Source organism: Stenotrophomonas sp. AR029 (assembly GCF_047520695.2).
Taxonomy (GTDB): domain Bacteria; phylum Pseudomonadota; class Gammaproteobacteria; order Xanthomonadales; family Xanthomonadaceae; genus Stenotrophomonas; species Stenotrophomonas sepilia.
The window spans coordinates 59,300-70,209 of sequence record NZ_JAXBQQ020000007.1; the positions used below are offsets into that span (position 1 = coordinate 59,300).

Consider the following 10,910-nt stretch of genomic DNA (forward strand, 5'->3'; position numbering starts at 1 on the left):
ACGAACGGGTGCGCTTTCCTGTTCTGACAACGGCGGGCGCGATCTGCCCACGGTAATCGCCGCTCATCGACGCATTCCCTGCTGCTGTTGTTGGATCAGCAGCGCTGCGCGCAGCACATGCTTGCCGACCAGGCTCTTGGAGATTCCCAGGCGCGCGGCGATTTCGCGCTCGCTCAGGCCCAGGTAGCGGTTGAGCACGAAGCACTCGCGCACCTGGGCCGGCAGGGCGAGGATGGTCTGGGTGATCTCGCGCAGCTGCGCCTGGTCCAGCGCCTGCGCCTCGCCATCATGCCCTGCATCGCCCATGTCGACGGCGTACTCGGCCATCGCTCGCCGCTCGCGCGCGTCGGCCTGGCTGCGGTTGAGCGCGTGATGGTAGGCCATCCGGTACAGATAGCCGCGCGGCTCCAGGATGGGCGGATCGCCGGGCACGCTGCTGGCCTTCAGGTACAGGTTCTGCAGGGTGTCCTCGGTACTGGCCGGGTCGAGATAGCGTGCGATGAAGCGGGACAACGCGCGGCGCTCGCGGATCAGCAGCTCGACCAGCGCCAGGGCATTGGGAGACATAGGTGCCAAGGCCGGACCGGGGAATGATGGGCGTGATGGCGACGGTCCGGACGTGGATTGTGGGCTGCGCGGCCGTGGGCGGCAAGCCGCGGGCTCGTTCATCCACGCATGGCAGGTGCTCTGCGAACTGCAGCGCGACTGGGCCCGCTCGGCAACGGTCCCGGATTTCATGAACCTCTTCATCGCAACCGGTGGTACCGCGGGCATCCAGTTCTCGTACGATCGTACCGAGTGATGGGGTGGCGGCCCCGGTCCTGGCTGGGGCCGCCCTTTTTGGCGCAGTCGAGCGTGGCTCGACGCCACAGACAGATGGAGAACGTGATGGCCTACGCACGCATTGTTTCGACCGCCGACGACTATCTGCACCACATCAGCAACGGCAGCTTCGATGTGGATGCGGACGAGCCTGCCTCGCTGGGTGGCCAGGGCAAGGGCTTTGCGCCGTTCGACCTGTACCTGGCCTCGCTGGCGGCGTGTACCGCCATCACCCTGCGCATGTATGCGCAGCGCAAGGGCTGGGATATGGGCGAGTTCCATGCCGAGCTGCGCTCGGAACGTGACGAGGATGGACGTTTCCACGTGCACCGCGTGCTGCATGCCAGCGCCGAGCTGAGTGATGCGCAGTGGCAGCGGTTGCTGGAGGTGGTGGAGAAGACCCCGGTGACCCTGGTGATGCGCGAGGGTGCACGCATCACCAGTGAGCACGGGGGTGCTGCGTAACCCCATCCACGCATGGCGTGGATCTACTGTAGAGCCAAACCCATGCCCGGCTCTGCAAAAGGCTCAGCGCCGTGAATGCAGTACGGTGCGCTGGCGCATCGCGTTGAATTCCTGCTCTACCTGCTGGATATCCTCGGCCTGGAACCCGGCCGCGTCCAGCAGTTCGTCGGCGGCGGCGGCGGCCAGCGGATCATCGTCACGCTGGCGCCAGCAGCGCGCTGGCAGGAAATACCCCACTTCGCTGCGCCCGCGCATGATCACCACCGGCCGGCCTGCGTACAGCAGGAACTCCGCCAGGTGCTGGCGCAGCCCCTCCACCGAGACATAGGCCGGGCCGATGCCCAGCGATCGGCTGGACGGTTCGGAACTCTCGAACAGCTTGCGACGGCTCATCCACTCCTCCTTATGTGCAGCGCGTGGTCTCCTTTCCTTAGACGGGCGCATCGCTGCGCCCCCGCCACGCACTACGTGATCCACATCACGCCGTCACTCAGAACCCGGTATTGAACTCCAGCTGGAACACATCGATCGACAGTGGAGCACCGGACACTTCCTTGGCCGCCATCCACTTGCCGCTGATCCAGCTGCGCGCGTCCAGCGCGTAGGCGCCGCCCACGTAGTAGCCGCGGGCATTGGTGCCTCCGAGGTGGAAGTTCGGGTCGTTGTAGGCGTCCGGCAGCGCATCGGCCTCGATGCGCTTGTAGCCCAGCAGCGCCTGCCACTGGCCCTTCTCCTTCAGGTCGGTGGCACCGAAGGTGGCCTGCACCATCCAGGCGGTGTCGCCGCTGCGGAAGGTGTCGATGCTGGCGGTACCACCGGCGCCGTAGTTGTTGACGATGCCGTTGTTGGCGCGGCTGAACATCGCCTGCTTGTCGTAGGCCAGGTTGCGGATGTAGTCGCCGTCCAGGCGCAGGCCGATGCCCTGGGCCAGCTGCGTATCCCAGCGCAGGTTCAGCGTGGCCAGGCGGAATGCCGAGGCCAGGCCGACGTACTGCGGGGTGGGCGCGTTGGCTGGATCCAGCGGGTTGCGTGCGATGTCGCGGATCAGCATCAGGGTGTTGCCCTTCTGCATGAACGCCGGGCGCGACCAGTCGGTATCGCAGCCCACCGCGCCCGCATACAGCGCGCACGGCGAGGACAGGCGGCCGCTGATGTTCTTGAAGTCGTAGTAACCCAGCGCCGCGCGCAGCGCGTTGTCATCGTTGAAACGCCAGTTCACGCCGACCTGTGCACCGGACAGCCACTTGTTCTCGTTCGGGGTCTTGACCCGGCTCTGGCTGGGCGCGCTGTCGGAGGTGTACTCCAGCGGTACCACCGCCAGATTGCCGAACAGGCCAAGGTCACCGCCGTCGAAGTCGTACTGCAGGTTGGCGGCCAGGCCATCGAAGTTCAGGTCGTTGGAGAACAGCGTATCGCTGGTCCAGAACGGATTGCCGAAGCGGCCGCCGCGCACCGTCACCCAGTCGGCCGGGCTATAGGCCAGCCAGGCCTGGTCCAGCCACACGTCCTTCTTGCTCAGGCCACCACCCAGCTGCTCGGTGGTTGACACCGGGCCATTGCTGCTGCCGCTGGCCAGGCGCACGCCAGCCGTGGTGTGCTGGCCGATGGTCGCCTCGATGCCGAGGCGGGCGCGGATGCGCCACAGGTTGCGGCGGTCCTGGCGGGTGTTCAGCAGCGGTGGCAGCTGCAGGTTGGTGTTGGTATTGGTGTCGAAGCCGTTGCCGGAATTGATCGACGACCAGTTGCTGACGATGTCGCTGTTGCGTTCGGAGAAGAAGCGCGACTCGCTCCGCACGCGCATGTCACCGGTGACCTTGATGCGCTTGGTCCACTCAGCCACTTCGTTCGGCGCCGCCCAGCCCTCGGACCTGGCCTGCGTCATCACCTCCTGGCGCACTTCGTCACGAATGCCGTCGCGCACGCTCTGCGGTACGTACGGCACGCGCACGTCACCGGCCTCCAGGGCCACGCCACCACTGGCGGCCGGTGTCCCGGCGGCCGCGGTGTGCTGCAACGCTGCTGCTTCGGCCTGCGCCTGCACCAGCAATGCCTGGCCGTCTTCGGGTTTCAGTGCACCGCTGGCGATCAACCCCTTGATCAGCTTGACCATGGTGGTTTCGGCGGCCATCGCGCCGGCCGGGGCGGCCAGGTTGAGCAGCACGGCGCAGCACAGCAGCGCCCGTCGGGCCGGCCGCGGGCGGCGGGAATCGGTTCGTGCGCGGACGTGGTCGTTCATCACGGTTCTCATCGAATGAAGGGAAATCATGGAGGTCGGGGAATCAGGCCCCGGGCCGGCGGCCCTGGATCAGGACGCGGGCGGGGAAATCAAGCGACGGCGGCGGTGCCTGGTCGACCTTGCCGATGCGACGCAGTGCATCGAGCACGGCCGCGTCGGCCTCCTCGTTGCCACTGCCACGCACCAGCTCGACCTTTTCCAGGCGACCATCGCTGGCCAGCCACACATTCACCTGCAACTGGAACGCCAGGCGCTTGACCTTGTCGTCGCGCGAGATCGCCTGCTGCATCAGGTAGCCGAGGTAGCGCCCATAGGTGGCGTTGCCGGCACCGCCACGACCGACACCGGACGAACCGCCACCACTGCCGGACTGGATGCCGAAGTTGTCGCCACCGGCCTGCGCGTCGGCGTTCATCGTCACCGGATCGCTGTTGTCCGGGGTCGGCGTCGGCTCTTCGGCCGGCGTCGGCTGATCCAGCGGCTCCGGTTCGGGCATCGTCTCTTCCGGCGGCGTTTCCGGTTCCGGCGGTTCTTCCGGTGGCGGCGGGGGTGGCGGAGGCGGTGGCGGCAACGCCAGCATCGGCGGCTGCACCACCGGTCGGCGGGTGCTGGCGGTGTCCTTGAACAACAGCCACCACAGCGCGACGCCGAGCACCAGCAACGCGACCAGCACCAGCGCGACGGTCACCAGCAACGGGCGACCACGCGTGCCGGGCTCCGGCCGGGGGGGTTGATGGGCGGTCATGCCTCAGCCCTGCGCCTTGCCGGTGACCAGGCCCACCTGGGCCAGCTCCAGGCGCCGCAGCAGGTCCAGCACCTCGACCACGCGGGCATACTGCACCTGTGCGTCTCCGCGCACGATCACCGGGAAATCCGGCGTGGTCGCGCGTTCGGTACGCAGGCGATCTTCCAGCTCGGCCATCGTCACCGGGTAGGCATCCAGGAACACCTGGCCGCTGGGGTCGATGGTGATCGCCTTGGTCTTCGGCTTCTCCAGCGCGACGCTGTTGCTCGCCTTCGGCAGGTTGACCTCGATACCGGGGATGGAGGCGTTGCTGGTCAGGATGAAGATCACCAGCACCACCAGCAGCACGTCGACGAAGGGCGTCACGTTGATGCCCTTCTCGCGCTTCTTGATGCCGAACTTCGCCTTCTGGCCCATGGCGCGCTCCTCAGCCCTGGACCGCAGCCGGGCCGCGCCCGTCCTGCTCTTCAGCCAGGCGCGCGGCGAACTCGTCGATGAACACCGCCATGTCCGCGCCGATCGCTTCGGCACGCGCGCCGAGGTAGTTGTAGCCGAACAGTGCAGGGATCGCGACGCCGAGGCCAGCCGCAGTACACAGCAACGCTGCGGCCATGCCGGGTGCCACCGAGTTGATGTCGACCGCGCCAGCCATCGCCGCCACCACGAACACCAGCATGATGCCGATCACGGTGCCGAACAGGCCCACATACGGGGCCCCCTCGATGGTGGTCGACAGCCAGTTCATGCGCCGTGCCATCGCCTCCTGCTCACGCACCATCACCGCATCCATCGAGGCACGGATCGCCGCGATGGTGGCACCACTGAGGTAACCGCTGTTGCCATCGCGCTGGTGGCGCTGCTGCATTTCATCGATGGCCACCTGGTAGATGCGCCACAACGAGCCATCGTGCATCGCGGCCGGCGCCTTGCCCTGGCGGTCCATGTCGGACAGGGTGCGCAGCGGCACGCCGGACAGCTTGCCGAAGCTCTCGGTGAACACCGCATTGGCCTTGCTGGTACGGCCGAAGTGCCGCCCCTTGGCGATCATGATCGCCCACGACAGCAGCATCATCAGGCCGAGGATCGCGACCACCACCCAGGCATCGAACGGCATCGCCTTGAGGATGAAGGCGAAGTGGCTCTGCCCGGCTGACTGCTCGTCCGCGCCGTAGCTGATCAGCCGCGAATCGGCACCCTGTGCGGTGGCATCGGCCAGCAGCAGCGCGGCCGGCCGTGCCACGCGCGAGACGCGCAGTTCATCCAGCGCACCTTCGAAGTTGGCCAGTGGCTGCACCGCCCCCGGCGCATCGGCACCCACCACCGGAGCCGTGCCCAGCGCCGGCAGCGCACCGCTCAGCTGGGCAACGACGCGCCCGTTGAGGTACAGCTGCAACGCGCCCTTCTCTGCCGTCAGTGCAACGTGTGCCCACTGTCCTTCCGGAACCGGCTGCGCGGGCGTGCTGCGCTGGCCATTGAGCTGCACGAACGGCACGCGGTTCTCGATGCCCAGCACCAGCTCGGATGCGCCGTCGCGACGCGCATAGATCGCCTGCGCCGCAGTGTTGCCGCCCGGCTTGATCCAGGCTGAAACGGTGAGCGGCGCGCCCGCTTCCTGAGCCAGCGATGCGCTGGCCGGCAGCGGCAGCGGACCGGCGCCCAGCTGCACGCCACGGCCGATCACCGAGCCTTCCGACGGCGGCACCACCGCACCGGCATTGTTGCCATAGGCGGTGGTGTCGCGTGCCGGCGCATTGGCCTCGGCAAAGTGGTAGACCAGCGTGTAGTCCGGATCGAACACCTGCTGGCCGTTGCCGCTGGCCGGTGCCTTCTCATTGCCGTAGTACATCCAGATCGTCTGCGGCGCGGCAGCGCTGACTGCCGGTACGTCGACCCAGACCAGGGCCAGGCCCATCCTGGGATCGAACTGTTCGATCTGGTGGGCCAGCACGGTACGGCCATCACCCGAGACGAAGCGCAGGTCGTTGCCCGCATCCTGGGTTCCGTCGAAGCCGAAGTTGCCGGTATGCAGGCGCAGCAGCAGCGGCGTGCGGCCCGGGTCACCGGCCAGGCCCGCGCCCTGCGGGCCGGCGTCGATGGTGATCGGCTTGCGGTACTTCCATTCGGCCTGCCACCAATTGGCATCGGCCGCAGCCACCGGCAGCGCAACCAGCGCGGCCAGCAGCAACAACACTCGGGAAAGCAAACGGTCCATGCGAAGGGTCTCCGGAGAACGCATGTTCAAGGGAAGGGTCAGTAACTGGTGCTGATGTTGAAATGCAGGCGCGGGTCGTCCTTGCGCGTGACCGGGCCATCGGCATACGGCCAGGCGTAGTCCAGGCGCAGTTGCAGGTGTTGACCCAGGCGCAGCTGCGCGCCCAGGCCGACCGAGGCCAGGTTGTACTTGTCGCGCTGTTCGGGCAGCGGCTGGCGCAGGCGCAGATAGGCCGCGTCGGCAAAGCTGTAGACGCGCAGGTCGGTGCCGCGCCACAGTGACCACGCAGGCGTGCGCCATTCCAGGCTGGCCAGGCCGCCGTAGTCGCCGATCGCCTCGGCCGACAGGTAGCCGCGCACGGTGTACATTCCACCTGCGGCGAACTGCTCGGCCGACACCAGTGGCGCATCGGTTACCTGCAGCGAGCCGCGCGCATACCATTGCCAGTCGCTGCCGAAGGTATGCGTGTTGGCCACGTCGGCCTTGAACGCCACGAAACTCGGGTCGGCCCAGTAGCGCTTCTGCCCGAACGCGGTGGCGTCACTGCCGTAGCCGAACAAGCGACGCGTACCGGCCACCAGCTGGGTGTTGATGCTCAACTGATCCTGCTCGCCCTGGCGTACACCGACAAACGCCAGAGTGATCGGCGCGTACCTCAGCGGCGTCTTCAGGCTCTCCTTGCCCATCTGCGTGTCTTCCTCGGTGTCCTTGAAATCCACGCCGAGGCTGAGCTGGCGCCACCACTGGCTGCTGCCCGGCAGGCGGTAGTTGAGCTTGAGGCCGATCGAATGGCCGTTGCCGATCACATTGGTGCCGGTGCCGGTACCGACCTGCCCACCTGCATTCAACACGCGGCTGTCGGATCTGTAGCCGGAGGCTTCCAGGCTCCACGGCGTACCTTCGAACGGCATCGTGTACGAGGCCGAGAACACCTTGGCCTGCTTCGTGTCTTCCGGCGCCAGATACACGCCGAGGTTGGCGCTGTGCCCACGCTTCCACAGGTTGTCGTAGGCCAGCGATGCACTCAGGCGCAGCTTCTCGGTGTCGGCGCTATGGTCGTTGTTGAGTGACGCACTGGCACGCCACGGCGACTTCTCCTCGACCTGCAGGTCCACATCCATCGTGCCCGGCACCTGGCCTTCGCGCACCAGTGGCATCACCTGGCGACGTCCGCCTTCGTTCAGTGCGGTCAATTCCTTCTGGGCCTGGTCGAAGTCAGGCACCTTGCCCTCGGCCAGCGCCGGTACACGTTCCCGAATGCGTTCGGGCGACTCGTGGCGGGTGCCGACCACGCGCAGCTGGCCGATCGGCGTCTGCTGCACCTTCAGCAGCACCACGCCCCCACTGACCTGCTGCTCGGGTAGCTCGACGTAGACCGACTGGTAGCCGGCCTGCTGGTAGAGCGCATGGACCGCATCGCGCGCCTTCTCAACATCGGCCAGGGTCTTGCCCGGGCCGAGGAACGGTTCCACCGCACGTTCAATCTGCCGCGGATCGAGCACCGTGTTGCCGCGCACGACGTATTCGTTGATGTTCACGCTGGGCGCGGGTGCTGCCTCCTGCGCGAACAGCGGCAGCGGCATCGCGGCCAGGGCCAGCACCAGCGGATGCAGGCGCAGCGGAAGGCGAACGGCTCGGCACGGAACAGGATTCATCGAAGGCATCGCGTCGTATCGAAGGGAGGGGCCAGGGAGCGGCGCGTGGATCTACCAACAGGACGTGTACATCGCGTCAAAGCCGCCAACAGTTTTGTGACAGCACTGTCATCTTTTGAAAGCGCCGCAACGCACGCAGGCGGACCCTGCCTTGGCCACCCGTCTTCATTTCAGGACATCGATTGCTGCGGGAGATTCGAGATGTGTGAATCGTTGATGCCGGACCTGCGCGCTGCCCTCGCCCTCGCCCTGCTGCTGGCGCTGCCATCGGGTCGCGCCGACGAGGCGAAGAAGCAGGAAGAAGCTGCGCCCTGCATCGAAGTACTGGTCAACGGCGAGCGGATTCCGGCCTGGGACTGTCTGCAACGCAAGCTGGCGCCTGCGACAAGGCCGGCGAAGTCGGCGGCGCTCCCCGAAGCCGAACGCCTGATGCAGCAGCCCGGCAACCAGCTGATGCAGTACAACCTGGAAGGCACGCGGCAGCGCATGGGCGATGCGTTCGGTCGCTCGGTGGTGCCGCAGCGACCTGCGCGCTGAGCCTCCGCAGCTGTGGGGCTGAGCGCGCGCTCGGCTGTCTTTGCATTCATCGGCGATGCCACGGCGCGAAAGCCGCCGAGCGCAGGCTCGGCGCTACTGCGTGCCGCTCTGCCGACCGGCCGGCACGATGCCATCGCTTGGTACCGGCGGCAGCTCGGGAACCGGCAGGCTGCGCAACTGCCCCGCCTGGTTCAGCTCCACCGCGTTGGCGCTGATGCTGGCGAGAACCGTGCAGGGCCCCAACCGCTGACCCGGCGCGTACGCTTCGGCAGGACGCCCATCCACCGAAAGCAGCGCCAGCGGTGCGTGGTCGCCGGCCAACACGCCAAGCACCACCACCTCGGTCTGCACTGCGCCGGGGGACAACAGGCGCACCAGCGGCAGGCTGGCCACTGCATCGAACATCGGCCGCACCGGCGCCTCGGCTTTCGCCTCGCTGGCCACGGCCGCCGGCGCCACCGCAGACAGGGTGACGCTCCAGTAGGCCACCACCGCCAGCAGCAGCGCCGCCGCCAGCAGGGCCAACATGCGATTGCGATCCCAGCGCCTGCCGTCCATGTTCCGCACCATCGCCACGTTCATGTCTGCCCACGCTAGCAGGTGCGGCTGACGCTTTTGTTTCATCATGCGGGCCTACGCTGGCAGGCATCGACCCGGACAGGAGGCAACGTCGATGCAGCGCGTGCCGCGTGGTTTCACCCTGCTGGAACTGATGGTGGTGCTGGTGATCATCGGTATCTGCACGGCGGGTATCGGGCTGGGCCTGGGCAGCCTGCTCGACCCGGGCCGGCAGCTGCGACAGGAAGCCGAACAGTTGGCGCAGCGCCTGCAGGTGGCGCGCGACGAGGCCCGGATCGATGGCCGCCCCCTGCGCTGGCAGGCCGACGCCGCCGGCTACCGCTTCAGCCGCCGCGAAGGCACCGGTTGGGTGGATGTGCAGCGCGACGACCTGCTGCGCCCACAACCATGGCAGCTGGCGGGCATCGCGGTGCAGCCGACCACGCCGATTGAACTGAGCCCCGAATGGATTGGCGTGGCGTGGGAGTTGACGCTGTCGTTGCAGGGCCGCCAGCTGCGTCTTCGTGATGATGGCAGCGGACAGTTGCAGGTCGTGCAGTGAAGCGGAACAGTCACGGGTTCACCCTGATCGAAGTGCTGATCGCATTGGCGATCGTTTCAATCGCACTGGCGGCGGTGATGCGTTCGGTGGCGGTGGCTACCGACGATCAATCGCGCCTGCGCGACCGTCGGCTGGCACTGATGTGCGCGCAGGACCGCTGGCAGGAGCTGCGCCTGACTGGGCAGCCGCCGCAGGATGCACGGCAGCGCTGCGTGCAGGGGCACAGCACGTTCCTGGTGCTGCAACATCTTGGCACCGGCAGCGACAGCCAGCCGCAACTGGAACTGAGCGTGGTGGCCGAAGATGCACCGCAGCAGTCGCTGGCGCGGATGCAGCTGCCATGGACCACCATGCAATGAAGCGGGTCACGCGTGGCTTCACCCTGATCGAAGTGATGATCGCGATCACCATCATGGGTGTGCTGGCGCTGATCTGCTGGCGTGCGCTGGACAGCGTGGCCAGCAGCGACCAGCGCCTGCGCCGGGCCGATGCAGAAACCACGACGGCGCTGCGCATCCTGCAGCAGTTCCAGCGCGATATCGAGATGCGTGCCGACGACGCGCTGATGAATGGTGCAGTGCGTCCGGCCGATCAACCGCAGCGGCTGCTGCCTCCGTCCCTGGTAAGCGAACGGCACCCGGATGGCAGCTTCGCACTGGAGATCACCCGCAGTGTCGGCAGTGATGGACTACGCTGGCAGCGGGTGCGCTGGTGGCGGCAGGGCAATACGCTGTGGCGGGCCAGTGGCGCGGCGACGGATCGATACCCCCTGCCCGCGCCTGAGCCGTCGAAAGGCATTGCGGTGGCCAGGGATGTGCAGCGGTTCGAGATACGCGCCTGGCAGCCGGGCGCGGGGTGGGCGCTGTTGCCGAGCGAAGGCGAGGTGCTGCCGGCCACCGGGCTGGAACTGCGGTTGGGCCTGCGCGATGGGCGTGGGCCGCTGAGCTACCGGCGGGTGCTGGAGCTTTAGGATTCCTCCCAGGCAAAGCATCCACGCATGGCGTGGATCTACTGCCGAGCGGCTTCTACTGCCCGGCCTGCCCTGGTGGGTGCCGACCGTTGGTCGGCACTGATGCTGGCCCAGCCATCCACGCATGGCGTGGATCTACTGCCGAGCC

13 protein-coding genes are annotated in these 10,910 nt (G+C 67.3%); 5 read left to right on the plus strand and 8 right to left on the minus strand.

Annotation, left to right across the window (positions count from 1 at the left end):
- Positions 1-63: 63 nt before the first annotated feature.
- Entirely contained in the window at positions 64-567 is a 504-nt protein-coding gene (locus ACM0PB_RS17835; RefSeq protein ID WP_065177682.1) for an RNA polymerase sigma factor, read from the minus strand.
- Between the two features lie 321 nt (positions 568-888).
- Here ACM0PB_RS17835 and ACM0PB_RS17840 point away from each other — a divergent pair, with 321 nt between their 5' ends.
- The gene (locus tag ACM0PB_RS17840; protein WP_414604711.1) at positions 889-1,287 is read left to right on the plus strand and encodes an OsmC family protein; all 399 of its coding nucleotides are present in this window, start codon (positions 889-891) and stop codon (positions 1,285-1,287) included.
- Between the two features lie 63 nt (positions 1,288-1,350).
- Here ACM0PB_RS17840 and ACM0PB_RS17845 read toward each other — a convergent pair whose 3' ends face one another.
- The 6 genes from ACM0PB_RS17845 to ACM0PB_RS17870 form a co-directional block, all read right to left on the minus strand.
- Entirely contained in the window at positions 1,351-1,680 is a 330-nt protein-coding gene (locus tag ACM0PB_RS17845; RefSeq protein ID WP_053500994.1) for a hypothetical protein, read from the minus strand.
- Positions 1,681-1,777: 97 nt separating this feature from the next.
- Positions 1,778-3,523, minus strand: a complete 1,746-nt coding sequence (locus tag ACM0PB_RS17850; protein ID WP_414604712.1) for a putative porin — start codon at positions 3,521-3,523, stop codon at positions 1,778-1,780.
- 43 nt (positions 3,524-3,566) lie between these two features.
- Entirely contained in the window at positions 3,567-4,268 is a 702-nt protein-coding gene (tolA, locus tag ACM0PB_RS17855) for a cell envelope integrity protein TolA (RefSeq protein ID WP_414604713.1), read from the minus strand.
- A gap of 3 nt (positions 4,269-4,271) precedes the next feature.
- Entirely contained in the window at positions 4,272-4,685 is a 414-nt protein-coding gene (locus ACM0PB_RS17860) for an ExbD/TolR family protein (protein ID WP_005409874.1), read from the minus strand.
- Positions 4,686-4,695: 10 nt separating this feature from the next.
- Complete coding sequence (locus tag ACM0PB_RS17865) at positions 4,696-6,480, minus strand: DUF2341 domain-containing protein (protein ID WP_065196395.1); 1,785 nt, start codon at positions 6,478-6,480, stop codon at positions 4,696-4,698.
- A gap of 38 nt (positions 6,481-6,518) precedes the next feature.
- Positions 6,519-8,135 (minus strand): ShlB/FhaC/HecB family hemolysin secretion/activation protein, encoded by a 1,617-nt coding sequence (locus ACM0PB_RS17870; RefSeq protein WP_164229612.1) that lies wholly within the window; start codon positions 8,133-8,135, stop codon positions 6,519-6,521.
- Between the two features lie 201 nt (positions 8,136-8,336).
- Between ACM0PB_RS17870 and ACM0PB_RS17875 the strand changes: the two genes are divergently transcribed.
- The gene (locus ACM0PB_RS17875) at positions 8,337-8,672 is read left to right on the plus strand and encodes a hypothetical protein (RefSeq protein WP_053500982.1); all 336 of its coding nucleotides are present in this window, start codon (positions 8,337-8,339) and stop codon (positions 8,670-8,672) included.
- A 93-nt stretch (positions 8,673-8,765) separates the two neighbouring features.
- Here ACM0PB_RS17875 and ACM0PB_RS17880 read toward each other — a convergent pair whose 3' ends face one another.
- Positions 8,766-9,242 carry a general secretion pathway protein gene (locus tag ACM0PB_RS17880; protein WP_176556922.1) on the minus strand — a complete coding sequence of 159 codons (477 nt, stop codon included), beginning with the start codon at positions 9,240-9,242 and terminating at the stop codon, positions 8,766-8,768.
- 103 nt (positions 9,243-9,345) lie between these two features.
- Here ACM0PB_RS17880 and gspH point away from each other — a divergent pair, with 103 nt between their 5' ends.
- From gspH to ACM0PB_RS17895, 3 genes are read left to right on the plus strand one after another with little or no spacing between them, the layout of a single operon-like run.
- Positions 9,346-9,792 carry a type II secretion system minor pseudopilin GspH gene (gspH, locus tag ACM0PB_RS17885; RefSeq protein WP_065177675.1) on the plus strand — a complete coding sequence of 149 codons (447 nt, stop codon included), beginning with the start codon at positions 9,346-9,348 and terminating at the stop codon, positions 9,790-9,792.
- A complete protein-coding gene (gspI, locus tag ACM0PB_RS17890) occupies positions 9,789-10,151 on the plus strand; it encodes a type II secretion system minor pseudopilin GspI (RefSeq protein ID WP_065177674.1) in 363 nt (120 codons plus the stop codon). Before gspH ends, gspI begins: the two co-directional genes overlap by 4 nt.
- Positions 10,148-10,762 (plus strand): prepilin-type N-terminal cleavage/methylation domain-containing protein, encoded by a 615-nt coding sequence (locus tag ACM0PB_RS17895; protein ID WP_065177673.1) that lies wholly within the window; start codon positions 10,148-10,150, stop codon positions 10,760-10,762. The genes gspI and ACM0PB_RS17895 overlap by 4 nt, the downstream gene beginning before the upstream one ends.
- The last annotated feature ends 148 nt before the right edge of the window (positions 10,763-10,910 follow it).